Consider the following 23,899-nt stretch of genomic DNA (forward strand, 5'->3'; position numbering starts at 1 on the left):
ACTCTCAATATGCCTCGTAGTGTCTGCGCAAGCAGATACTGCGAGGGCTTCTTTCCGTCTTCAACGAGGGTCTGCTCGTGACAACAATTGTAAGCGTACGCCGTAACGGCCAGGTAGTGATCGGTGGCGATGGCCAGGCTACCTTGGGCAATACGGTAATGAAGGGCAACGTCAAGAAAGTGCGTCGCCTGTATAACGACAAAGTGATTGCCGGTTTTGCCGGTGGCACCGCGGATGCCTTCACGCTGTTTGAGCTGTTCGAGCGCAAGCTGGAAATGCACCAGGGTCACCTGGTGAAAGCAGCCGTTGAATTAGCGAAAGACTGGCGCACCGACCGCATGCTGCGCAAGCTCGAAGCGCTGCTGGCAGTCGCGGATGAAAACTCCTCGCTGATCATCACCGGCAACGGTGACGTGATCCAGCCTGAAAATGATTTGATTGCGATTGGCTCCGGCGGTCCGTACGCCCAGGCAGCCGCCCGCGCGATGTTGGAAAATACCGAGCTGAGCGCCCGCGAAATTGTTGATAAGTCTCTCAACATCGCCGGTGACATCTGTATTTACACCAACCATTTCCACACCATTGAAGAATTGCCTTCCAAAGCGTAAGGATCGAATACTATGTCTGAAATGACCCCGCGCGAGATCGTCAGCGAACTGGACAGCTACATCATTGGCCAGAACAAAGCCAAACGTGCCGTTGCCATCGCCCTGCGTAACCGCTGGCGCCGGATGCAGCTCAACGAGATGCTGCGCCACGAAGTCACGCCAAAGAACATTCTGATGATCGGCCCGACCGGCGTCGGTAAAACCGAAATCGCCCGCCGTCTGGCGAAACTGGCCAACGCGCCGTTCATCAAGGTTGAAGCCACCAAGTTCACCGAAGTGGGCTACGTTGGGAAAGAAGTGGATTCTATTATCCGCGACCTGACCGATGCTGCGATCAAAATGGTGCGTCTGCAATCAATCGACAAGAACCGTACCCGCGCCGAAGAACTGGCGGAAGAACGTATCCTTGATGTGTTGATCCCACCGGCCAAGAACAACTGGGGCCAGGCGGAAGAGCATCAGGAGCCGTCCTCGGCACGCCAGGCATTCCGCAAGAAACTGCGTGAAGGCCAGTTGGACGACAAGGAAATCGAGATCGATCTGGCCGCAGCGCCGATGGGCGTAGAAATCATGGCTCCTCCTGGCATGGAAGAAATGACCAACCAGCTGCAGTCAATGTTCCAGAACCTCGGCGGCCAGAAGCAGAAACCGCGCAAGCTGAAGATCAAAGAAGCCTTCAAACTGCTGGTGGAAGAAGAAGCCGCCAAGCTGGTGAACCCGGAAGAGCTGAAAGAACAGGCGATCGAAGCGGTTGAGCAGCACGGCATCGTGTTTATCGACGAGATTGACAAAATCTGTAAGCGCGGCGGCCAAAGCTCCGGCCCGGACGTGTCTCGCGAAGGCGTGCAGCGCGACCTGCTGCCGCTGGTGGAAGGCTGTACCGTTTCCACCAAGCACGGGATGGTGAAAACCGATCACATTCTGTTTATCGCTTCCGGCGCATTCCAGACCGCCAGCCCTTCAGACCTGATCCCGGAACTGCAGGGTCGTCTGCCGATCCGCGTTGAGTTGCAGGCGCTGACCACCGAAGACTTCGAGCGTATTCTGACCGAGCCAAGCGCTTCGCTGACCGAGCAGTATAAAGCGCTGATGGGCACCGAAGGCGTCAATATCGAGTTCACCGCCGAAGGTATCCGCCGCATCGCCGAAGCCGCATGGCAGGTTAACGAAAGCACCGAAAACATCGGCGCACGTCGTTTGCACACCGTGCTCGAGCGTCTGATGGAAGATATTTCTTATGATGCGAGTGAAATTAACGGTCAATCCATTACAATTGATGCGGATTACGTAGGTAATCATCTGGATGAACTGGTAGCGGATGAAGATTTGAGTCGTTTTATCCTATAATCGCTCAATCATGTCCAGTCAGTCATCTGTGGGAGGCATTTGCCTCCCACAACTATTTCTAACGGACACAGCCACTAACTCTGAAGCGAAAAATGAGCTCATCAACTACCATCTCCCCGGCCAGAGCCTGGCTTGAAAGTTTACGACCGCGCACCCTGCCGCTGGCCTTTGCCTCGATCGTCGTCGGTTCCGCCATTGCCGCCTGGCAAGGTAGCCTGAAGCCCGGCGTGGCGCTGCTGGCGCTGCTGACGGCCGGCCTGCTGCAAATTCTCTCCAACCTGGCGAACGACTATGGCGATGCGGTAAAAGGCAGCGACAAAGAAGATCGTATCGGGCCGCTACGTGGTATGCAAAAAGGCATGATCACCCAGGCACAGATGAAACGGGCTTTGGTGGTGACGGTGGTACTGATCGCCATCGCCGGCAGTTCGCTAATTGCCGTGGCCTGTGAACAACCCAGCGATGTGGTGGGTTTCCTGGTGCTGGGCGGGCTTTCTATCGTCGCAGCCATTACCTATACCGTCGGCAACAAACCTTACGGCTATCTGGGCTTGGGCGATATCTCGGTGCTGGTGTTCTTCGGCTGGCTGAGCGTCGCAGGCACTTTTTACCTGCAAACCCACGCCTTTGACAGCATCGTGATGCTGCCGGCCACCGCCTGTGGCCTGCTGGCAGCGGCGGTGCTCAATATCAATAATCTGCGCGATATCGAAAGCGATCGCGCCAACGGCAAGAATACCCTGGCAGTCCGGCTCGGGCCGCAGAAGGCGCGTTATTACCACCTGTTGCTGCTGATCGGCGCGGTGGCGTGCTTTACGCTGTTCACGTTGCTCAACCTGCATAGCCTGTGGGGCTGGTTGTTTGTCTTGGCTATCCCGTTGCTGGTACGCCATGGCTTACGCGTGTTGCGTGACCCTACGCCAGCCGGTATGCGGCCGATGCTTGAACATATGGTTAAGGCGGCGCTGCTGGCCAATATATTGTTCGCTATCGGCGTGGTGCTCAGTTAGCCATCGAACTGATGATTTTGCCAACAGGGCGAATAAAGGGATATACTGGTTATTCCAGCGGCAAACAGACGTAAAATCCTATGAAATACGATACTTCCGAACTTTGCGACATCTATCACGAAGAGGTGAACGTAGTTGAGCCTCTATTCTCCAATTTTGGCGGGCGTACTTCATTTGGCGGGCAAATCACTACGGTGAAATGCTTTGAGGATAACGGTCTGTTATTCGAGCTGCTTGAAGAAAACGGCCGTGGTCGCGTCCTGGTGATTGACGGTGGCGGCTCGGTACGTCGTGCCCTGATCAACGCAGAACTGGCACGTCTGGCCACCCAGAACGAGTGGGAAGGCATCGTGGTGTACGGCGCGGTTCGCCAGGTAGACGATCTGGAAGAGATGGACATCGGTATTCAGGCAATGGCGGCCATTCCGGTCGGCGCCGCCAGTGAAAGCATTGGCGAAAGCGACATCCGCGTTAACTTCGGCGGTGTGACCTTCTTCTCCGGCGATCATCTGTATGCCGACAATACCGGTATTATCCTGTCCGAGGATCCACTCGATATCGAGTGATTTTCAGACAGGAAAAAGGGCGCCATAGGGCGCCCTTTTCGATCGTGCAATACGGAATCAGACTTCTTCCATTTTGCCCAACAGCGCACGCAGACGGTCTTGCCATACGTGCTGCTCTTCTTTCAGTTGCTGGTTCTCGCGTACCAACGATTCGTGGTTGCCAGAGGCAGCCTGAACTTCCTGTGAAAGAGTGTTGTTTTTGTCTTTCAGCTCTTCAATTTCCATCTGCAGCAGGGTGATGGTATCGATCGCCTGCTGAACTTTTGATTCCAATTTCTCAAATACTTCAAATGACATTCTTCAGTCCCCTCATGATAGCAAGGCGTACATCTATAGGTAACGGCCGCAACTCTGGTTGCAACTGCTGCGAATATGCATCGCGCCAAGTGACACACGCTTTTATTGAAAATAACGCGCCTGTCTCGATAAAACGCTTCTTTCGATAAAAACGATTGTAAGTAGCCTGTCCCCGACTGTCTAGCAACATCCGGCTCAACGCGCAGTCTGTTGCAATTTTCCTGCCGCCACTATCAGCAAAAACTGAAAATACTCACCGCGCGTAAATCGCTTTGTTAACGAACGGTGGTCAAATCACTGGTCAGATCACAGTTTCATGGAGCAGAAAGAACACAAAACGACGCGAATTCGCTCAATTTTATGACGAAGCACACACATTTTGATTTCGCTATTTCTCGTTTATGTTCGTTAACGATAAATTTACATCACGTCCTCAATTAATAATTGGACGAGATGAAAAAAACTGTACCCATAGGCCAGATCGATACACACCCAGAGCCTATAAACCCATAACCGCCGTTTTGCAGGACAACAACATTATGAGCCAAACCACCAGTCCGACCCTAAAAGGCCAATGTATCGCCGAGTTTCTCGGCACCGGCCTGTTGATATTTTTTGGCGTAGGCTGCGTTGCCGCGTTGAAACTGGCTGGCGCCAGCTTCGGCCAGTGGGAAATCAGTATCATTTGGGGCCTGGGCGTTGCCATGGCCATCTATCTGACCGCTGCCATCTCTGGTGCGCATCTCAACCCGGCAGTCACCATCGCACTGTGGCTGTTCGCCTGCTTTGACGGACGCAAAGTATTACCTTACATCGTCGCGCAGATCGCCGGAGCCTTCTGCGCCGCAGCGCTGGTCTACGGGCTGTATTACAACCTGTTCTTCGATTTTGAAGCGGCCAACCATATGGTGCGTGGCAGCGACGAAAGCCTGGCCCTGGCCGGCATCTTCTCCACCTATCCTAATGCACACATCTCCGTGGGTCAGGCTTTCCTGGTTGAAACGGTGATTACCGCGATCCTGATGTGCCTGATCCTGGCGCTGACCGACGACGGCAACGGCATTCCACGTGGCCCGCTGGCACCGCTGTTAATCGGTATTCTGATTGCCGTGATCGGCGCCTCTATGGGACCATTGACCGGCTTTGCGCTGAACCCGGCCCGTGACTTCGGTCCGAAAATGTTCGCTTATCTGGCCGGCTGGGGCAAAGTGGCCTTCACCGGTGCGCGTGATATCCCGTACTTCCTGGTGCCAATCTTTGGCCCAATCATCGGTGCCTGCCTGGGTGCCTTCGGCTACCGCATGCTCATTGGCCGCAATCTGCCGTGTGACGTTTGCGTAGAAGAAGAAAAACCCGCCGCCAAGGCTCAGCAGCGTAAAGCGTGATTGGCACAGTTTTAAAACGGTTAACAACAGCAGGACTAAAATCATGACTGTAGAAAAAAAATACATTGTCGCTCTCGACCAGGGAACTACCAGTTCACGTGCCGTAGTGCTAGACCACGATGCCAATATTGTTGCGGTGTCGCAGCGTGAATTCACGCAGATTTACCCGAAAGCCGGCTGGGTTGAGCATGATCCAATGGAGATTTGGTCATCACAGAGCTCCACGCTGGTGGAAGTGCTGGCGAAAGCCGACATCAATTCCGATCAGATCGCCGGCATCGGCATCACCAACCAGCGCGAAACCACCATCGTCTGGGAAAAAGACACCGGCAAACCAATCTATAACGCCATCGTCTGGCAATGCCGCCGCACCGCCGATATCTGTGAAAAACTAAAACGCGATGGCATGGAAGAGTACATCCGTCACAACACCGGCCTGGTGGTTGACCCGTACTTCTCCGGCACCAAGGTAAAATGGATCCTCGATCACGTTGAAGGTGCCCGTGAACGCGCCAAGCGCGGCGAGCTGCTGTTCGGTACCGTCGACACCTGGCTGGTGTGGAAAATGACCCAGGGGCGGGTGCATGTGACCGATTACACCAACGCCTCGCGCACCATGATGTTCAATATCCATGAGCTGGACTGGGATGAGCGCATGCTGGAAGCGCTGGATATCCCGCGCGCCATGCTGCCGAAAGTTCGTCCATCCTCTGAAGTGTACGGCCAGACCAACATCGGTGGTAAAGGCGGTACGCGTATTCCTATCGCCGGTATTGCCGGTGACCAGCAGGCGGCACTGTACGGCCAACTGTGCGTTCAACCGGGGATGGCGAAAAACACCTACGGCACCGGCTGCTTCCTGCTGATGAACACCGGCAAAGAAGCGGTACGTTCCAGCCACGGCCTGCTGACCACTATCGCCTGCGGCCCACGCGGCGAAGTGAACTATGCGCTGGAAGGCGCAGTCTTCATCGGCGGCGCTTCTATTCAGTGGCTGCGCGATGAGCTGAAACTGATCAGCGATGCGGCCGACTCCGAATACTTCGCCACCAAGGTGAAAGACAGCAACGGGGTATATGTGGTGCCTGCCTTTACCGGTCTGGGCGCGCCTTACTGGGACCCGTATGCCCGTGGCGCGATCTTCGGTCTGACCCGTGGCGCGAACAGCAACCACATTATCCGTGCCACGCTGGAATCCATTGCCTATCAGACGCGCGACGTGCTGGATGCCATGCAGGCCGACTCCAACACCCGCCTGCAATCGCTGCGTGTGGACGGTGGCGCGGTCGCCAACAACTTCCTGATGCAGTTCCAGTCTGACATCCTCGGGACCCGTGTAGAGCGTCCTGAAGTGCGTGAGTCGACGGCGCTCGGTGCGGCATTCCTGGCAGGCCTGGCTATCGGCTACTGGAACGACCTGGATGAAGTGAAGAGCAAGGCGGTCATCGAGCGTGAGTTCCGTCCAAGCATTGAAACCACCGAGCGTAACTTCCGTTACAGCGGCTGGAAAAAAGCGGTTGCCCGCGCGCAAGCATGGGAAGAGCACGACTAACGCTGTTTTGCTTTGTTGACCTCATCACGCGCTGCCTCCGGGTGGCGCGTTTTTTTTGCCCCGCCCCACCATCGCCCGCTGTGATAAACTTTGTCGATATTTTCTCCCTTTCTCACAGACAGGTTTTGCCATGAAACGTGAATTAGCCATCGAATTTTCCCGTGTTACCGAAGCTGCCGCGCTGGCGGGCTACAAATGGTTGGGACGCGGCGATAAGAACGCCGCCGATGGTGCTGCGGTCAACGCAATGCGCATTATGCTTAATAAAGTGGATATCGATGGCCGCATAGTGATCGGCGAAGGCGAAATTGATGAAGCGCCAATGCTGTATATCGGCGAGCAGGTCGGCAGCGGCCAGGGCGACGCGGTGGATATCGCCGTCGACCCGATCGAAGGCACCCGCATGACCGCCATGGGCCAGCCCAATGCGTTGGCTGTACTGGCGGTGGGCGATCGCGGCACCTTCCTGCACGCCCCTGACATGTATATGGAAAAACTGGTGGTAGGCCCGGCAGCGCGCGGCGCGATCGATCTTAACCTGCCGCTGGCCGAGAACCTGAACAAGGTCGCGGTCTGTCTGGGCAAACCGCTGAGCCAATTGACGGTGGTCATTCTGGCCAAGCCGCGTCACGACGGCGTTATTGCCCAGATGCAGCAACTCGGGGTACGAGTCTTCGCTATCCCCGACGGCGATGTGGCGGCCTCAATCCTGACCTGTATGCCCGACAGTGAAGTCGACGTGATGTACGGTATCGGCGGTGCACCTGAAGGGGTCATTTCCGCCGCGGTGATCCGTGCTCTGGACGGTGATATGCAGGCACGCCTGCTGCCGCGCCACCAGGTGAAGGGCGACAGCGCCGAGAATCGCCGCATCGGTGAGGAAGAACTGGCGCGTTGCAAAGAGATGGGGATTGAAGCCGGTAAGGTGCTGCTGCTGGATGATATGGCGCGCAACGACAACGTGATTTTCTCCGCTACCGGCATCACCAAGGGCGATTTGTTGGAAGGCATTAGCCGTCAGGGCAATATGGCCACCACGGAAACCCTGCTGATCCGCGGCAAATCACGCACTATCCGCCGTATCCGCTCAACCCACTATCTGGATCGTAAAGACCCGGCGCTGCACGAGTTCCTGCTGTAAATAATCAGGGCGCCTTCGGCGCCCTGTCAGTTTTATACGGTATGTCCCTGATGCTGCATCCGGTGCGATAACGGCCACCAGCACAGCAAAATCAGTAATGCCATGGCAAACATCAGCAGGCCGAGGCTAAACTGCCCGGTCTGCGGCAGCATGGCGGAAAGCCAGGTCGCCAGGCCGGAGCCCATGTTCTGCATGCCCCCGACCAATGCGCCAGCCGCACCGGCCAGATAAGGAAACGGCTCCATCGCCCCGGTAGTGGCCAGCGGGAATAACATCCCGGCACCGAAGAAGAACAGCGCAGCCGGCACAATCAGCGTCCAGATATTCATCACGCCAAACCACCCGGGGATCCACATCATCAGGCCCGCCAACAGGCAACTGATCACCGAATGCCACACCAGACTGTGGAAGCTTTTGCCGTCACGACCGGCATACCAGGCACCAAAGAACGCCGCCGGGATTGGCAGAATAAACAGGATACTGACGGTCAGTCCGCTAAGGCCCAATACGCCGCCCATCAGCACGCCGCAGCTGGCTTCAAAGACCGCGATCCCCGCCAGAGCACCAATCAGCATCACCAGATAACAGCTGAAAGTACTGTCCGTCAGCAGCTTGCGGAAGCTCGCCAGCATGCGCCGCTTTTCGGTCTGCTGCGGTCGGGTTTCCGGCAGCCAGCGGAACATGGCGAAGGCTACACCGGCGCACAACACCAGCAGGAAGGCATAACAGGCGCGCCAGCCAAATATCATCGCCAATGCCCCACCGATGATCGGTGCCAACAGCGGACTGACCAGAATGCCCATGTTGAGCAGGCTGTTGGCATAGCGCAGCGAAGTACCGGCATACAGGTCACGCGGCATGGTTCGCGCCATCACCCCCGCCACGCCGGTCCCCATCCCCTGAATGGCACTGGCGGCAACCAGCATCGTCAGGTTGGTGGACAGCAGCGCGCCAAGCGCACCCATCATGAAGATCATCATCCCGGCCAGGATCACCGGCCGACGGCCAATACGGTCCGACAGCGGGCCGTAAATCAACTGCGAGAAGCCATAGGTCATCAGATAAGCCGCCATCACGCGCTGCACGGCACCGGAGCGCACCGACAGATCCTTGGCAATATCAGCAATCACGGGGACATAAATGGTTTGTGCCATCTGACCGACGGCCACTAACAGGGTAAGCATCACCAACAGGTGAAAGTTTTCTATTTTTCTCATTATCTTCGTTAACGTATTAACTCGTCACAGCGTCCCGGTATGGCCCCTAATTCAGCCAGAACGGCGAGCAGCCCTCTATGGCGGCATAAGCTAACAAATTTAATTTTTTTAGCGAGTTTCCGGCAAATATTGATCTCCGTCACAGTGGCAGCAAAGCCAACCAGCCTCGTAAATTAAACTGTACGTCTACTGCTTATGGGTTAAAAATGGCAAACTTTCAATAGTTTGGCTTTAGCATTTAATCGATAATTATTTTCATCATCTTGAAATAAAATAACGCCATAGGGATTGGGTTTATGAAGACAACAGAGCTGATTTTATTGCAGTTAAAAACCTTGGGGCCGCACTCTGCCAAAATGCTGGCTGAGCGTCTGGACATCACCCCCATGGGTATCCGTCAGCATCTGCAATCTCTGGAAAAACGTGAGCTGGTGGGTTACGAGGAAGCGCGTACCAAGGTAGGTCGCCCCACACGCTACTGGTCGCTGACCCAGCAGGGCCACGCCCAGTTTGCCAATGGCCACGATCGGCTGGCGACAGAGCTGTTGGGATCCGCCCATCAGTTGTTTGGGGCGGAAGGGGTGGAGCAGTTGCTCAGCGCGCGCGAAGACAAGCTTTATCAGCGCTATGCTGAAGAACTGTCTGAGGAAGACTGCCATCAGGCCAAACTCGCCCGATTGGTGCGCCTGCGGCAGCATGATGGCTACATGGCCGAACTGTTAGAGCACCCGCAGGGCATGCTACTGGTGGAAAACCACTGCCCAATCGGCGTGGCGGCCACCGCCTGCAGCAGCCTGTGCAACTCGGAGCTGCAACTGTTTAACCGTCTGTTTGGCCAGGGTTATCGCATCGAGCGTACTGCGCATGCTATTTCCGGCTCACGACATTGCGCTTATTTGATTCGACCATTGGAGCTTTAGAGTATGGCTGACTGGGTTAATGGCAAGGTTACACAAGTCACGCAATGGACCGACGGGCTGTTCAGCATCACCGTCCATGCCCCCATTGCTCCCTTTATCGCCGGGCAATTTGCCAAACTGGCGCTGGAAATTGACGGCGAACGCGTGCAGCGCGCCTATTCCTACGTCAATGCCCCCAGCGATCCGAACCTGGAGTTTTACCTGGTCACCGTGCCGGAAGGCAAACTAAGCCCACGCCTCAATCAACTGCGACCGGGTTCCGAAGTGATGGTGACCAAAGAGGCCGCCGGATTTTTCGTGCTGGAGGAAGTGCCTGAATGCGACACCCTGTGGATGTTGGCGACAGGCACCGCCATCGGCCCTTACCTGTCGATGCTGCAGGAAGGCAAAGACCTGGAACGCTTCAAAAATCTGGTGTTGGTGCATGCCACCCGCTTTGCACGCGATCTCAGCTACCTGCCGCTGATGCAGCAATTACAGCAGCGTTACAATGGCAAACTGCGCATTCAGACTATTGTCAGCCGCGAAGAGGTCACCGGCTCGCTGACCGGCCGCGTACCGGCGCTGATCGAGGATGGACGGCTGGAAGCGGCCGTGGGATTACCCCTCGACGCGGAAACCGACCACGTCATGCTGTGCGGTAACCCGCAAATGGTGCGGGATACCCAGCAAACGCTGAAGGATCAGCGGCAGATGCGCAAGCACCTGCGCCGCAAGCCTGGCCATATCACCAGCGAGCAATACTGGTAGCGTACGGCCTCATTGTGCGCTGAACTTCACCGGCACGGCCGGCGGGCCAAAACGGTTGGCATCGGGCGTGCCGACAAAGGCGCCCAAATCGATCATCATCATCACAATGATCAGCGTCGGGATAAAACGCCCGACGCCCCATTGCCAGAGCGGTGCCAGCATCTGCCAGTTGCCCGCCGCCAGCAACCACGCCAGGATCAGCAATAACGCCCACCAGCCGGCTTTATTGCGGTCGTGCAGCCGTTTCACCAGCACCGCCGCCGTCGGCCATAGCAAGCCCACGATAAAGAATGCGATGGTCTGGATATCCACCAGTTCACGACTGGCGAGAGAAAAAGCCACAACCATCAGCACCAGCCACAGCACCATCCAAATCCAAAAGTCACGCCGCCCAATTCGGCCCTTAAACGAAAAGCACCACTGTTGTATTGTCATTGAATCCTGCGTTGTTAGCCTGCCCATATTCTGCCGTGCAGTGTAACATAGGCGCTGCCGGGCGAAGATTTCTGCCCTGCATTACGCGGAGTAACGCACAGCTTTCCTGTCAGCAAGCGATAATGGCGTGGGATCTTTGACAATCCCCCTGGGTTATCGCTTTAATCGGAGCCATCTTTGTTCTTGATGCCGTGTTATACCATGCTGAGAAAAACCATCGCCATCGCCTGCCTGTTGCTGAGTATCAGCAGCGTCTGGGCCGATCCGCCGGATGCCGCCGTCAGTGCATCGCCCACTGCGCCGTATCTGCTGGCCGGCGCGCCGACCTTTGATCTGACGGTGGTCAAATTCCGCGAAAAATATAACCGCGACAACCCGACGCTGCCGATTGGCGAATTTCGCGCCATCGCAACCGCAGAGGACGATACGCCACTGCTGACGCGTGCCGCCAGCAAGCTGAACGAAAATCTCTACGCCTCCACTGCGCTGGAAAAGGGCACCGGCAAAATCAAAACGCTGCAAATTACCCATCTGCCGCTGCAGCAAAGCAGCGAAGAAAAGGCGGCCCGCACCATTGCCATCAACTATATGGCCGCACTGATGCGCCAGTTTGAACCGGCGCTGACGGTGGAAAAAAGCCTGAGCAAAGTGGCCAACCTGTTGGAGAAAGGCAAAGGTTCACGCTTTTACCAACAGCAGGTCGGTGCGATCCGTTATGTGGTCGCGGACAACGGCGATAAAGGGGTAACTTTCGCTGTTGAACCGGTTAAGCTGACGCTATCCGAGCCGTAACAGCCGGTCATTTAATGACGAAAAGCAAAGCCTTCGCGCTTAATCATCTCTATACTGTTGGGCAGGTAAACTGCCGGTCCGGCAGTGGTTATTTCGACTCTCGCGTTCCCTTGTTGGAGGAAAAAACATGCGTCATCCATTAGTTATGGGTAACTGGAAGCTTAACGGCAGCACTCACATGGTTAACGAACTGATCGCCGCGCTGCGCAATGAACTGAGCAGTGTTGACGGTTGTGGCGTCGCTATCGCACCACCGGTCATGTACCTGGACCAGGCCAAGCACGCGCTGGCCGGCAGCCGCATCGCTCTGGGCGCCCAAAACGTAGACGTGAATCTGTCCGGCGCATTCACCGGTGAAGTTTCCGCCGACATGCTGAAAGATATTGGTGCGCAATACATCATCATCGGCCACTCCGAGCGTCGTACTTACCACAAAGAAACTGACGCTGCGATCGCCGAGAAATTTGCCGTGCTGAAAGCTGCCGGTCTGATCCCAGTGCTGTGCATCGGTGAAACTGACGCTGAAAACGAAGCGGGTAAAACCGAAGAAGTTTGCGCACGTCAGATCGACGCCGTACTGAAAACCCAGGGTGCAGAAGCCTTTAAAGGCGCGGTTATCGCTTATGAGCCAATTTGGGCTATCGGTACCGGCAAGTCTGCCACTCCTGCGCAGGCACAGGCAGTACACAAATTTATCCGCGATCACATCGCCAAGCAGGACGCAGCCGTGGCTGCAGAAGTGATCATCCAGTACGGCGGCTCCGTGAACGACAAAAATGCTGCCGAGCTGTTCACTCAGCCGGACATCGACGGTGCGCTGGTTGGCGGCGCATCACTGAAAGCCGATGCTTTCGCCGTGATCGTCAAAGCCGCTGCTGCTGCTAAAAAAGCCTGAGTTCACCCGGCTTATAAATAACAAAACCCCGGCTTGCCGGGGTTTTTTATTGGTGCCCATTGAGCATCAACGTTTGCTGATTTCGTCAAACACGCCGCCGGTGGCAAAGTGCACCTTCTGCGCCTGAGTCCAGCCACCGAAAGTATCATCCACGGTGAACAGTTTCAGTTTCGGGAACTGGTCGGCAAACTTGGCCGCTACCGCCGCATCGCGTGGACGGTAATAGTTTTTCGCCGCGATGGTCTGCCCTTCCGGCGTATACAGATACTTCAGGTAAGCCGTAGCCACATCACGGGTACCGCGCTTATCAACCACTTTATCCACCACCGACACGGTCGGCTCGGCCAGAATCGATTCGCTTGGGGTGATAATCTCAAACTTGTCCTTACCCAGCTCTTTTTCCGCCAGCAGCGCTTCGTTCTCCCAGGCGATCAGCACATCACCGATACCGCGTTCAACGAAGGTATTAGTTGAACCGCGCGCACCGGAATCCAGCACTTCGACGTTCTTATACAGGTTTTTAACGAATTCTTGCGCCTTGGCCTGATCGTTATTGTTCTGATGCAGTGCATAACCCCAGGCTGCCAGATAGTTCCAACGCGCGCCACCAGAGGTTTTCGGGTTCGGGGTGATTACCGAGACGCCCGGTTTGGTCAAATCCGCCCAATCGTGAATTTGCTTTGGATTACCTTTGCGCACCAGGAACACAATGGTCGAGGTATAAGGTGCCGAGTTGTCCGGCAGACGTTTGATCCACTCTTTATCAATGCGCCCGCGCTCAGCGATAGCGTCCACGTCATAGGCCAGTGCCAGTGTCACCACGTCGGCCTCAATGCCGTTAATCACCGAAGTCGCCTGCTTGCCGGAGCCGCCATGCGACTGGCGCACAGTAACTTTATCGCCGGTCTGCTGCTGCCAGTATTTACCGAATGCGGTGTTATATTCCTGATAGAACTCACGCGTCGGGTCGTATGAAACGTTCAGCAATTGGATATCTTTCGCCATGGCGCCGGACGCCAGCAGCATTATTGTCAGACCTGCACCCCATTTACGCATACGCATCGACTTGCTCCCCCAGGAAAAATAATCGCAACCTCAATCGGTTGATTTAGCATCAGAGCCTGCCAGAAACTCGGCTATCAATTAAAGAATAAAAAATGTTGGGCTAGACGATTCTGGAATATAACCACAGCAGACATAAAAAAAGCCTCCGCATGCGGAGGCTTCTGTTGACTGAATTAAAACGGGATCAGTACAGTTTTTTCGCCGTTTCCAGCCAGTCGCCCTTGAATGGACGCTTCATGTTTTCGATCGCATCGATGATGTCGTGGTGCACCATCTTCTCGTTTTGGATACCGACACAGCGGCCGCCGTAGCCCTGCAACAACAGCTCGATGGCGTAAGCACCCATGCGGGAAGCCAGAATACGGTCGTAGGCTACCGGTGAACCACCGCGCTGAATATGCCCCAACACGGTAGCACGGGTTTCACGCTTGGTTTCTTGCTCGATATGGCGTGCCAGCTCATCGATATCGCAGATATGCTCGGTGATTGCCACGATCGCGTGTTTTTTACCCTTGTCGATGCCGGCTTTGATTTCACAAACCAGATCTTCACGGTTGAACTCAATTTCAGGCAACACGATGAACTCGCAACCGCCGGCAATCGCCGCCGCCAGCGTCAGATCGCCGCAATAACGGCCCATCACTTCAACGATAGAAATACGCTGATGTGAAGATGAGGTATCGCGCAAGCGGTCAATCGCTTCCACCACGGTTTCAAGCGCGGTGAAGAAACCGATGGTGTAGTCGGTACCGGCCACGTCGTTATCGATAGTGCCCGGCAAGCCAATACAAGGGAAACCTTCTTCCGTCAGGCGTTTAGCCCCCATATAGGAACCGTCACCGCCAATCACCACCAGCGCATCAATACCGCGGTTTTGCAGATTTTCAATCGCCTTGGCACGTACGCTGTCGTCTCTGAACTCCGGGAAACGGGCTGAACCAAGGAAGGTGCCGCCGCGATTGATCATATCGGACACGCTGTAGCGGTCCAATTTTTCCATGCGATCTTCGTACAAGCCAAGGTAGCCATCGTAAATACCAAAAACTTCCAGACCTTCTGAAAGTGCAGCACGCACAACGCCACGGATCGCAGCGTTCATACCCGGCGAATCACCGCCACTTGTCAGTACACCGATTTTCTTGATCATGACTACCTCTGAACTGTAGATGCAATTTCTTAAGAATTCTGTATTCGCCGATTGTCCTGGAACCTCTCCGGCTGTAGAAAATCAGCTTTACGGCTTATTGCTGGATATTATAACAAAAACACCCAGCTGAATTGATTCAAGTCACGCAATATTGCGGTAAAAAACCATCATGGCACGCTGAGCTAACTCCGCCATTCACCCGTTGCACCAATCTTGCAGGCCCTGTATTGATTATAGCTCCCAACGCCCCTGTCGGCCCTCTGGCACCACGGAACAGGGATCCTGGTGAATGAGGACATCCGCTCCGGGGAAACGATGCAACAGTGCCTGTTCCACCTGCTCGGCCAGAAGATGCGCCTGCATCAGCGGCAGCGCATCATCCATTTCCAGATGCAACTGGATGAAACGCGTCGGACCTGACTGGCGGGTCCGTAGGTCATGCGCACCTTTCACCCCTGGCCAGGAGGAAACCACATCAATAATTGCCTGACGCTCATCGTCCGGCAATGCCCTGTCCAGCAGCGATTGCACCGCCTCATGGCCCATCCGCAGCGCGCTATAAAGAATGTAGACGCCAATGGCCAATGCAAACAGCGCATCCGCCCGTTGAAAACCGTACCAGCTTAGCGCAAGCGCTATAAGAATAGCACCATTCATCATGACATCTGACTGATAATGCAGCATATCTGCTCGTACGGCCTGACTACGGGTTTTCCTTACCACCCAACGCTGATAGGTGACCAGCAGCAAGGTGCTGAACAACGCCACCACCGTCACGGCAATACCAACACCGGGATCGCGCAGCGTTTCCGGAGAGTACAGATGCTGGAAGCCGGTCAGGAACAGAAACAGTGCCGAGCCGGAAATAAACATGCTCTGCGCCAGCGCGGCCAACGACTCGGCCTTACCATGCCCGAAGGTGTGTTCCTCGTCGGCCGGCTGCAGTGAATAACGCACCACCAGCAAGTTGGTCAGCGACGCGGCGATATCCACCAGGGAATCTACCAAAGCGGCCAGCAGGCTCACCGAACCGGTGTGGTACCAGGCGACAATTTTGATCAGTAGCAGTATCGAGGCCAACGCAGTGGCAGCTAACGCGGCAGATTTCACCAAACGCGCATATTGCGGTTCCATAACCCATCCAGGTTAAACGTTGAGAGGGCCAATATAGCGGAATGATGGACAAAAAAAACCCCGCCATCATGGCGGGGGAAGACAGGGATGGTGTCTATGGCAAGGAAAAACAGGGACTACTCAGTCATACTTAACTTCTGGGCAGAAGTTTGCTGCAAACCAGAAATTTGTTGCTCCATCTGCTGCATGCGCTGCTGATGTTTCTGGTCTAAAACACTTTTTTGCTGTGGCGTCAGCAGGTTATACATTTGATTGCGTACTCTGGCCATTTCGACCTGGCGCTTAACCTGTTGCTGAGCCATCTGTTCCGCCTGGGCATACACGGCGGCTTCATCAAATTTGTCTGCGGTCACCAGCTTATGCATGGCTTCCATTTCAGCTACATTGACACCAGGCAGATCGTGGCGCGCCTGGCGCATTAAATCTCGCATTTGCTGACGCTGCTGTTCAGACAGGCTAACACCGTCAAACATGTGGTGCTGACCTGGTGCTCGGGTCATCGCGTCGTTGCCGGGAGTCGGTACAGTTTCCGATTTAGTGTCAGCAGCAAACGCAGCGGTAGAACCTATTGCCAGCATTGATGCCATAACTAATGCGGTCACCTTACGCATTTTAACTCCTCGTGCTTTCTCACTTTGCGAATCAACGAGGAGCAGTGTACTGCTGCACCTGCAAACATGCGTCAGTGCATGTAAAACTACGTAAAGTCATGGAATGCCAACAGTTGATGACGTATTTTGCGTCAGGAGGAAAAAATACAATGAACAAAATTCTGTTAGTTGACGACGACCGCGAGCTGACCTCGCTGTTAAAAGAACTTCTTGAAATGGAAGGTTTTACTATCGTCGTGGCCTACGATGGTGAACAGGCGTTGTCGCTTCTGGACAGCTCCATTGATCTGCTGTTGCTCGATATCATGATGCCGAAGAAAAACGGTATCGATACATTAAAAGAGCTGCGTCAGCACCACCAGACGCCGGTCATTATGCTGACCGCTCGCGGCAGCGAATTGGACCGGGTACTGGGTCTGGAGCTGGGTGCCGATGACTACTTGCCAAAGCCTTTTAACGATCGCGAACTGGTTGCGCGTATTCGTGCGATTCTGCGCCGCTCCAACTGGAGCGAGCAGCAGCAAAATGTCGATACCGGCGCACCCACGCTGGACGTTGACGGTTTGCAGCTCAATCCGGGCCGCCAGGAAGCCAGTTTCGACGGCCAAACGCTGGATCTTACCGGCACCGAATTTACCCTGTTGTACCTGCTGGCACAGCATCTCGGCCAGGTAGTCTCTCGTGAACTGCTGAGCCAGGAAGTGCTGGGCAAACGTCTGACGCCGTTTGATCGCGCCATCGATATGCACATCTCTAACTTACGACGTAAACTGCCGAACCGCAAAGACGGCCACCCGTGGTTCAAAACCTTGCGTGGACGGGGTTACTTAATGGTATCTGCAACATGATCAACAGTTTGACGGCACGTATCTTCGCCATTTTTTGGTTCACATTGGCCCTGGTGCTGATGCTGGTGTTGATGGTGCCCAAGCTCGACTCCCGCCAAATGACCTCGCTGCTCGACAGCGAGCAGCGGCAGGGGCTGATGCTGGAACAACATGTCGAGGCCGAGTTGCAAAACGATCCGGCCAACGACCTGATGTGGTGGCGGCGTTTATTCCGCGCCATTGAAAAATGGGCCCCGCCAGGGCAGCGCCTGATCCTGGTCACCAGCGAAGGCCGGGTGATTGGCAACATGCAACGCAACGAAATGCAGTTGGTGCGTAATTTTATCGGCCAATCTGATAATTCCGACCACCCGAAGAAGAAAAAATACGGCCGCGTCGAACTGGTCGGCCCCTTCTCCGTACGCGATGGTGAAGACAACTACCAGTTGTATCTCATTCGTCCGGCCAACAGCCCACAATCCGACTTCATCAACCTGATGTTCGACCGGCCGCTGCTGCTGCTGATCGTCACCATGTTGATCAGCGCCCCATTGCTGCTATGGCTGGCCTGGAGCCTGGCGAAACCGGCACGCAAGCTGAAAAACGCGGCCGATGACGTTGCCCGTGGCAATCTGAAACAGCATCCGGAGCTGGAAGCCGGGCCGCAAGAGTTTCTGGCGACCGGTGCCAGTTTCAACCAAATGGTCAGTTCGCTGGAACGCATGATGACCGCTCAGCAACGGCTGATCTCCGACATCTCGCATGAGCTGCGCACCCCGCTAACCCGTCTGCAGCTGGCTACCGCGTTAATGCGTCGTCGCCACGGCGAAGGGCGTGAGCTGGAGCGCATCGAAACCGAGGCGCAGCGTCTGGACTCGATGATCAACGATCTGTTGGTGCTGTCACGAGGACAGCAGAAAAGCGAGTTGGTCCGTGAGCGGCTGCTGGCCAATGAACTCTGGGCCAATGTACTCGATGACGCCAGCTTTGAAGCCGAGCAAATGGGCAAGCATTTGGAAGTCACCGCTCCTCCTGGTCCATGGACGCTGTTCGGCAACGCCGGCGCGTTGGACAGCGCACTGGAAAACATTGTGCGTAACGCACTGCGCTATTCGAACACCAGGATCGCCGTGGCGTTCAGCGCGGACAACCAGGGCATTACCATTGTGGTCGACGATGACGGCCCTGGCGTCAGTACGGAAGATCGCGAGCAAATTTTCCGACCGTTTTATCGTACCGACGAAGCACGCGATCGCGCCTCCGGTGGCACCGGCTTGGGCCTGGCGATCGTAGAGGCGGCAGTCAACCAGCATCGCGGCTGGGTGAAAGCGGAAGACAGTCCGCTCGGTGGCCTGCGGTTAGTCCTGTGGTTACCCTTGCATCAGCGCTGATCGCCTAAGACAGGTCGGTAAGATTTTGCTATTCTGCGCCCCTCGTCATGAGGGGCTTTTTACATGTTGAACATTGTTTTATTCGAACCCGAAATTCCACCCAATACCGGCAATATCATCCGCCTGTGTGCCAATACCGGCTTTCAACTGCATCTGATAGAACCGATGGGCTTCCCGTGGGACGACAAACGCCTGCGCCGCGCCGGGCTGGACTATCATGAATTCGCCAGCATCCGACGTCACGCCGACTACGCCGCTTTTATCGCCAGCGAAAATCCGCAGCGGCTGTTTGCCCTGACCACCAAAGGCACCCCCGCGCACAGCGCGGTCAGCTATCAGGCCGGCGACTATTTGCTGTTTGGGCCGGAAACCCGCGGGCTGCCTGCTGAAATCCTCGAAGCCTTGCCGGCACAACAGAAAATCCGCATTCCGATGCAGGCACAAAGCCGTAGCATGAACCTGTCCAACGCCGTCGCCGTGGTGGTGTATGAAGCCTGGCGACAACTGGACTATGCGGGCGCATTAATTAAATCTTAAAACAACGACATGCCCTGATCGCCTTCGAAAACCGGCTGTATATCACGATCCAGACAACGGATATAAAAACAGGGCACGCTTGGCCCCAAAAATATTCGCTGCGGCAGAAGATAATAAGCTATGTTTTGTAGGGGGTAATCACCACTCATCATAGGAAATCGTATGAAAAAACAACGCTTGAGCGTTGCCATGGCGGCATTGGCAGTGAGTTTGTTGCTGGCGGGTTGTTCGTCCAAAGTGACCACTACAAAGCAGTACTCGGGGTTCCTGTCTGACTACAGCAAATTGCAAGAAACGACGTCGCCAAGCGGCCATAAAACGCTGCGTTGGATCGACCCAAGCTACAAAGAATCCAACTACCGCGGCCTGTATTTCCAGCCGGTCGTCTATTTCCCAGCGGAAAAACCGACCACACGTGTGAGCCAGGACACGCTGAATAAAATCAAGGCCTATTCCACCCAGCGGATAAAAGCTGCGCTTCAGGATCGCTTTACCATCCTGAAAAGTCCGGCCGGTTCGCGCGTTCTGGTGGCCAAACTCGCCATTACCGCCGTCTCCGCTGAAGATGAAGACATGAAATTCTATGAGGTCGTTCCAGTTGCCGCGGTGGTTGCCGGCACCATGGCTGCCAGTGGCCACAGAACTCAAAACACCACGCTTTATATTGAAGGTGAGTTGATCGATCAGGACACCGGTAAAACAGTGCTGGAAGTCGTGCGTAAAACCTATGGCAAAACCGTTAGCAACGACAGCACGCCGGTCACTGCTGAGGATGTGAAAGCGGCGATCGACGACGTCGTCACCGATATCACCAACTTCCCGAAACAGGGTTAATCCCGCGTCAGAAAGCATCAGGGGAGCCGAAGCTCCCCTGAATTTATTCTTGAACCCACCGGATTAAATACCGTCGCCGTACTCAAAACCGTGGTTGGTACCGTTGAAGTACTGATCCATATCCATCGATGGCGTATCGCTTTCCGGTCGACCGACAATGCGCGCCGGCACACCGGCAGCCGTAGTATGCGGTGGCACCGATTGCAGCACCACCGAACCGGCACCGATTTTCGCGCCTTTACCCACTTCGATATTGCCGAGAATTTTAGCCCCGGCGCCAATCATTACGCCTTCGCGGATCTTCGGGTGGCGATCGCCGCTGGTCTTTCCGGTACCACCAAGGGTGACCGATTGCAGAATAGAGACATTATTTTCTACCACCGCGGTTTCACCGATCACAATGCCGGTAGCGTGGTCGAGCATGATGCCGCAGCCAATGGTCGCAGCCGGATGGATATCCACGCCAAAAGCGACCGAAATCTGGTTTTGCAGATAGATTGCCAGCGCCTGTCGCCCCTGCAACCACAGCCAGTGGCCGATACGGTAAGCCTGCAGCGCGTGGAAGCCTTTCAGGTACAACAGCGGCGTTGAGTACTTGTCTACTGCCGGGTCACGCAAGCGCACCGCCAGGATGTCGCGAGCCGCCGAAACGATCATTTGCTGATCGGCCAGGTAAGCGTCTTCCACCACTTCACGCACCGCAATAGCGGGCATAATCGGGTTGGCCAACTTGTTTGCCAGAATATAGCTGAGCGCACCACCCAGGTTGTCGTGCTTGAGCAACGTCGCATGATAAAAGCTAGCCAGCATCGGTTCACACTCAGCCAGCTCTCTCGCCTCTGATTTGATGCTATTCCAGACCTGCTCTAACTCTTCTGACGACATCAGGTTCCTCTCCGCCTTGCAAAACAGGCTGCCTCACCGCATCGCAGTCAGGCAGCCCAATTCAATTGCCGGGTCAGCATGCCGCCCCGCATATCAGTTTTATAGGTTATGCGCTGTGCTTTTCGTCTTTTCTGGTACGCCCCAGCAGGCTCAGCGCAGCTTCCCGGGCATTTTTATGGCAATACAACACCTGATAAATCTGTTCGGTAATCGGCATTTCCACGCCGTAGCGTTGCGCCAGTGCCAATACCTCTTTGGTATTGCGATAGCCTTCGACCACCTGACCGATGCTGTCCTGCGCTTCCTGCACGCCTTTACCCTGTCCCAGCATAATACCGAAACGGCGGTTGCGCGATTGATTATCGGTGCAGGTTAACACCAGATCGCCCAACCCGGCCATGCCCATAAAGGTCGATGGGTCAGCCCCCAACGCAGAGCCAAGACGGGTCATTTCCGTCAGGCCACGGGTAATCAGTGCCGTTCGCGCATTGGCACCAAACCCGATACCGTCTGACATCCCGGCACCGATGGCAATCACGTTCTTCACCGCCCCGCCCAGTTGAACGCCGATAAAATCGGGGTTGCTGTACACGCGGAAACTTTTGCCACAGTGCAGCAACTGCTGCAAATCTTCGGCGAACTGCGCGTCGGTAGAAGCCAGCGCAATCGCGGTCGGCAGCCCGGCGGCCAGCTCTTTGGCAAACGTCGGCCCTGAGACCACCGCCAGCGGAATAGTCTCGCCCAGCGCTTCGCGCGCCACGTCCTGCAACAGCCTGCCGGTTTCCGCTTCCAGCCCTTTGGTGGCCCACACAATGCGGGCATCCGGACGCAGATGCGGTTTCAACTGGCGCAGCACGTCACCGAACACGTGGCTTGGCACCACTACCAGCACATCGCGGCTGGCAGCCAGCGCGCGCGCCAGATCGGCTTCGAGCAACAGGGTATCGGGGAAAGCGACATCGGGAAGAAATGCCTGATTGCAGCGATCGCGCTGCATCTTTTGAATTTGCTCGGGGTTATGGCCCCACAGCACCACGGAGTGGCCGTTACGCGCCAGCGTAATAGCTAATGCGGTGCCGTACGAGCCGGCACCGATTACAGTCATTGAAGCATTGACGGTGTTCATCAGGCATCCTGATGTGGTGTGGCACCTTCGCCTTCTGACTGCTGCTGCAGATAGTTCATGAACAGCGCGTCAAAGTTAACCGGTGCCAGGTTCAGCTGCGGGAATGTACCGCGAGAAACCAGGCTGGTGATGCACTCACGCGCATACGGGAACAGAATGTTCGGGCAGTATGCACCCAGGCAATGCGCCAACTGAGTACCGTCGATGCCCGCTACGGAGAAGATACCCGCCTGCTGCACTTCACACAGGAACGCAGTTTCTTCGCCCAGAGAGGCCGTCACGGTTACGCGCAGTACAACTTCATACACTTCATCAGCCAACTGGCTGGAAGCGGTATCTAGATCCAGTTTAACTTCTGGCTGCCATTCCTGCTGGAAAACCTGCGGAGCCTTTGGCGCTTCGAAGGAGATATCCTTGGTGTAAATACGCTGGATCTGGAAAGCCATCTCTGTGCTGTTTTGTTCTGACATGTGTGTAATACCCTTGGTTAAACGTCCTTATTGATACTCAGTAACCGGCAGTCATCCGCTTAAAGCAGCGGATCCAGACCACCACGAGCATCGAGTTCATATAAATCATCACAGCCGCCAATATGTTGGCCGTCGATGAAAATCTGAGGCACGGTGGTGCGCCCACTGCGCGCAATCATCGCTTCGCGTTTTTCATTATCACCATCAATGGCGATTTCGTTAAACGCGGCTCCCTTGCTGTTCAGCAGCGCTTTGGCGCGATGACAGAACGGACAGGTCGCTTTGGTGTAGATATCAATGTTAGCCATGGATTACCACCTCAAATACGTTAAAGAATTACTTACCGCGCACTAACGGCAGGTTTTCCCCGCTCCAGCCGGCAATACCGTCTTTCAGCGTAACTACGTTTTCAAAACCGGCCTTGCTCAGGTTCTCTGCCGGCTCGCGGGAGGTGGTGCCGTTGGCACAAACCACGATGATCGGCTGAGCCTTGTGTTTTTCCAGCTCGCCCAGACTGCCGCTTTTGATTTCGCTGGCGGTCAGGTTGATGGCGTTGGCCAGGTGGCCTCGGCGGAAATCATCACGGCTGCGGGTATCAACCACAACGGCATCTTCTTTATTAATCAGGCGGGTGGCTTCACCACGGGTGATCTCTTTCACCTTGGAGAAACTGCTCTTGAACGTCATGACGATCACCGCAACCAGCAGGGCGATCCAGGCCAGGCTCAGTATGGGATGCTTGCTAACGAATTGCATAATTTCTTGCAGCATGGGGTGTAACAACTCCCGTTAGTTAAGGGAAAAAATAACTCAAGGTTCCAGAGTATACCTGCCGAGTGCAGCAAATACAGCCAATAAGCAAGCGCTATTGCAGAAACTGCGGGCTACGCTGAGAAATTCACGATGCCACAGCATAAAAGCCGCCCTTGTTCACCGCAACTTTGATCTCTCTGGGCT

At 55.3% G+C, this 23,899-nt stretch carries 27 protein-coding genes; 15 read left to right on the top strand and 12 right to left on the bottom strand.

Features of this window, described 5'->3' with window-relative positions; all coding sequences use genetic code 11:
- Nucleotides 1–77 precede the first annotated feature (77 nt).
- The 4 genes from hslV (at nucleotide 78) to rraA (ending at nucleotide 3,531) form a co-directional block, all read left to right on the top strand.
- Nucleotides 78–608 carry an ATP-dependent protease subunit HslV gene (gene hslV, locus SERS4_RS0124740; RefSeq protein ID WP_012147466.1) on the top strand — a complete coding sequence of 177 codons (531 nt, stop codon included), beginning with the start codon at nucleotides 78–80 and terminating at the stop codon, nucleotides 606–608.
- A 12-nt stretch (nucleotides 609–620) separates the two neighbouring features.
- A complete protein-coding gene (gene hslU, locus SERS4_RS0124745) occupies nucleotides 621–1,955 on the top strand; it encodes an HslU--HslV peptidase ATPase subunit (RefSeq protein ID WP_017894416.1) in 1,335 nt (444 codons plus the stop codon).
- A gap of 92 nt (nucleotides 1,956–2,047) precedes the next feature.
- A complete protein-coding gene (locus tag SERS4_RS0124750; protein ID WP_012147468.1) occupies nucleotides 2,048–2,965 on the top strand; it encodes a 1,4-dihydroxy-2-naphthoate polyprenyltransferase in 918 nt (305 codons plus the stop codon).
- A gap of 80 nt (nucleotides 2,966–3,045) precedes the next feature.
- On the top strand, nucleotides 3,046–3,531 hold the full coding sequence (gene rraA / locus SERS4_RS0124755; protein ID WP_012147469.1) for a ribonuclease E activity regulator RraA: 486 nt from the start codon (nucleotides 3,046–3,048) through the stop codon (nucleotides 3,529–3,531).
- Nucleotides 3,532–3,588: 57 nt separating this feature from the next.
- Here rraA and zapB read toward each other — a convergent pair whose 3' ends face one another.
- The gene (zapB, locus tag SERS4_RS0124760) at nucleotides 3,589–3,828 is read right to left on the bottom strand and encodes a septal ring assembly protein ZapB (RefSeq protein WP_012147470.1); all 240 of its coding nucleotides are present in this window, start codon (nucleotides 3,826–3,828) and stop codon (nucleotides 3,589–3,591) included.
- A gap of 539 nt (nucleotides 3,829–4,367) precedes the next feature.
- Between zapB and SERS4_RS0124765 the strand changes: the two genes are divergently transcribed.
- The 3 genes from SERS4_RS0124765 to glpX all read left to right on the top strand — a co-directional run bounded on the left by SERS4_RS0124765 (nucleotide 4,368) and on the right by glpX (nucleotide 7,906).
- Nucleotides 4,368–5,213, top strand: a complete 846-nt coding sequence (locus SERS4_RS0124765) for an MIP/aquaporin family protein (RefSeq protein ID WP_012147471.1) — start codon at nucleotides 4,368–4,370, stop codon at nucleotides 5,211–5,213.
- A gap of 43 nt (nucleotides 5,214–5,256) precedes the next feature.
- A complete protein-coding gene (glpK, locus tag SERS4_RS0124770) occupies nucleotides 5,257–6,765 on the top strand; it encodes a glycerol kinase GlpK (protein ID WP_017894417.1) in 1,509 nt (502 codons plus the stop codon).
- Nucleotides 6,766–6,895: 130 nt separating this feature from the next.
- Entirely contained in the window at nucleotides 6,896–7,906 is a 1,011-nt protein-coding gene (gene glpX, locus SERS4_RS0124775; RefSeq protein WP_017894418.1) for a class II fructose-bisphosphatase, read from the top strand.
- Between the two features lie 32 nt (nucleotides 7,907–7,938).
- Here the strand turns inward: glpX and emrD are convergent, their stop codons facing one another.
- On the bottom strand, nucleotides 7,939–9,123 hold the full coding sequence (gene emrD / locus SERS4_RS0124780) for a multidrug efflux MFS transporter EmrD (protein ID WP_017894419.1): 1,185 nt from the start codon (nucleotides 9,121–9,123) through the stop codon (nucleotides 7,939–7,941).
- A gap of 296 nt (nucleotides 9,124–9,419) precedes the next feature.
- Between emrD and SERS4_RS0124785 the strand changes: the two genes are divergently transcribed.
- Nucleotides 9,420–10,043 carry a metalloregulator ArsR/SmtB family transcription factor gene (locus tag SERS4_RS0124785; RefSeq protein WP_012147475.1) on the top strand — a complete coding sequence of 208 codons (624 nt, stop codon included), beginning with the start codon at nucleotides 9,420–9,422 and terminating at the stop codon, nucleotides 10,041–10,043.
- A 3-nt stretch (nucleotides 10,044–10,046) separates the two neighbouring features.
- Nucleotides 10,047–10,793, top strand: a complete 747-nt coding sequence (gene fpr / locus SERS4_RS0124790) for a ferredoxin--NADP(+) reductase (RefSeq protein ID WP_017894420.1) — start codon at nucleotides 10,047–10,049, stop codon at nucleotides 10,791–10,793.
- A 9-nt stretch (nucleotides 10,794–10,802) separates the two neighbouring features.
- On the opposite strand, the gene SERS4_RS0124795 is transcribed toward fpr, so the two are convergent.
- A complete protein-coding gene (locus SERS4_RS0124795) occupies nucleotides 10,803–11,228 on the bottom strand; it encodes a DUF805 domain-containing protein (RefSeq protein WP_026142589.1) in 426 nt (141 codons plus the stop codon).
- A gap of 201 nt (nucleotides 11,229–11,429) precedes the next feature.
- On the opposite strand from SERS4_RS0124795, the gene SERS4_RS0124800 reads away from it, so the two are divergent.
- Complete coding sequence (locus tag SERS4_RS0124800) at nucleotides 11,430–12,020, top strand: DUF1454 family protein (protein ID WP_026142590.1); 591 nt, start codon at nucleotides 11,430–11,432, stop codon at nucleotides 12,018–12,020.
- Nucleotides 12,021–12,147: 127 nt separating this feature from the next.
- Nucleotides 12,148–12,915: a triose-phosphate isomerase gene (tpiA, locus tag SERS4_RS0124805; protein WP_026142591.1), complete on the top strand. Its 768-nt coding sequence runs from the start codon at nucleotides 12,148–12,150 to the stop codon at nucleotides 12,913–12,915.
- 66 nt (nucleotides 12,916–12,981) lie between these two features.
- Here tpiA and SERS4_RS0124810 read toward each other — a convergent pair whose 3' ends face one another.
- The 4 genes from SERS4_RS0124810 to cpxP all read right to left on the bottom strand — a co-directional run bounded on the left by SERS4_RS0124810 (nucleotide 12,982) and on the right by cpxP (nucleotide 16,872).
- On the bottom strand, nucleotides 12,982–13,971 hold the full coding sequence (locus tag SERS4_RS0124810; protein ID WP_026142592.1) for a sulfate ABC transporter substrate-binding protein: 990 nt from the start codon (nucleotides 13,969–13,971) through the stop codon (nucleotides 12,982–12,984).
- A 193-nt stretch (nucleotides 13,972–14,164) separates the two neighbouring features.
- The gene (gene pfkA / locus SERS4_RS0124815) at nucleotides 14,165–15,127 is read right to left on the bottom strand and encodes a 6-phosphofructokinase (protein ID WP_012147481.1); all 963 of its coding nucleotides are present in this window, start codon (nucleotides 15,125–15,127) and stop codon (nucleotides 14,165–14,167) included.
- 231 nt (nucleotides 15,128–15,358) lie between these two features.
- Nucleotides 15,359–16,261, bottom strand: a complete 903-nt coding sequence (gene fieF, locus SERS4_RS0124820) for a CDF family cation-efflux transporter FieF (RefSeq protein WP_017894425.1) — start codon at nucleotides 16,259–16,261, stop codon at nucleotides 15,359–15,361.
- 116 nt (nucleotides 16,262–16,377) lie between these two features.
- On the bottom strand, nucleotides 16,378–16,872 hold the full coding sequence (gene cpxP / locus SERS4_RS0124825; RefSeq protein WP_017894426.1) for a cell-envelope stress modulator CpxP: 495 nt from the start codon (nucleotides 16,870–16,872) through the stop codon (nucleotides 16,378–16,380).
- Nucleotides 16,873–17,021: 149 nt separating this feature from the next.
- On the opposite strand from cpxP, the gene cpxR reads away from it, so the two are divergent.
- From cpxR to SERS4_RS0124845, 4 genes are all read left to right on the top strand, one after another.
- Nucleotides 17,022–17,720 (top strand): envelope stress response regulator transcription factor CpxR, encoded by a 699-nt coding sequence (cpxR, locus tag SERS4_RS0124830; RefSeq protein ID WP_004953234.1) that lies wholly within the window; start codon nucleotides 17,022–17,024, stop codon nucleotides 17,718–17,720.
- Complete coding sequence (gene cpxA / locus SERS4_RS0124835) at nucleotides 17,717–19,090, top strand: envelope stress sensor histidine kinase CpxA (RefSeq protein WP_017894427.1); 1,374 nt, start codon at nucleotides 17,717–17,719, stop codon at nucleotides 19,088–19,090. Before cpxR ends, cpxA begins: the two co-directional genes overlap by 4 nt.
- Before the next feature lie 63 nt (nucleotides 19,091–19,153).
- On the top strand, nucleotides 19,154–19,627 hold the full coding sequence (gene trmL, locus SERS4_RS0124840; protein ID WP_012147485.1) for a tRNA (uridine(34)/cytosine(34)/5-carboxymethylaminomethyluridine(34)-2'-O)-methyltransferase TrmL: 474 nt from the start codon (nucleotides 19,154–19,156) through the stop codon (nucleotides 19,625–19,627).
- 162 nt (nucleotides 19,628–19,789) lie between these two features.
- On the top strand, nucleotides 19,790–20,461 hold the full coding sequence (locus tag SERS4_RS0124845; protein ID WP_012147486.1) for a DUF3313 domain-containing protein: 672 nt from the start codon (nucleotides 19,790–19,792) through the stop codon (nucleotides 20,459–20,461).
- 63 nt (nucleotides 20,462–20,524) lie between these two features.
- Here SERS4_RS0124845 and cysE read toward each other — a convergent pair whose 3' ends face one another.
- From cysE to SERS4_RS0124870, 5 genes are all read right to left on the bottom strand, one after another.
- Entirely contained in the window at nucleotides 20,525–21,346 is an 822-nt protein-coding gene (gene cysE, locus SERS4_RS0124850) for a serine O-acetyltransferase (RefSeq protein WP_012147487.1), read from the bottom strand.
- Nucleotides 21,347–21,452: 106 nt separating this feature from the next.
- Complete coding sequence (gpsA, locus tag SERS4_RS0124855; RefSeq protein WP_017894428.1) at nucleotides 21,453–22,472, bottom strand: NAD(P)H-dependent glycerol-3-phosphate dehydrogenase; 1,020 nt, start codon at nucleotides 22,470–22,472, stop codon at nucleotides 21,453–21,455.
- Complete coding sequence (gene secB / locus SERS4_RS0124860) at nucleotides 22,472–22,942, bottom strand: protein-export chaperone SecB (protein WP_017894429.1); 471 nt, start codon at nucleotides 22,940–22,942, stop codon at nucleotides 22,472–22,474. Before secB ends, gpsA begins: the two co-directional genes overlap by 1 nt.
- Before the next feature lie 59 nt (nucleotides 22,943–23,001).
- Nucleotides 23,002–23,250: a glutaredoxin 3 gene (gene grxC, locus SERS4_RS0124865; protein ID WP_012147490.1), complete on the bottom strand. Its 249-nt coding sequence runs from the start codon at nucleotides 23,248–23,250 to the stop codon at nucleotides 23,002–23,004.
- A gap of 28 nt (nucleotides 23,251–23,278) precedes the next feature.
- Nucleotides 23,279–23,713, bottom strand: coding sequence for a rhodanese-like domain-containing protein (locus SERS4_RS0124870; RefSeq protein WP_012147491.1), 435 nt, complete (start codon nucleotides 23,711–23,713; stop codon nucleotides 23,279–23,281).
- Nucleotides 23,714–23,899: the final 186 nt, after the last annotated feature.

The organism is Serratia sp. S4 (assembly GCF_000347995.1).
Taxonomy (GTDB): Bacteria; Pseudomonadota; Gammaproteobacteria; order Enterobacterales; family Enterobacteriaceae; genus Serratia; species Serratia quinivorans.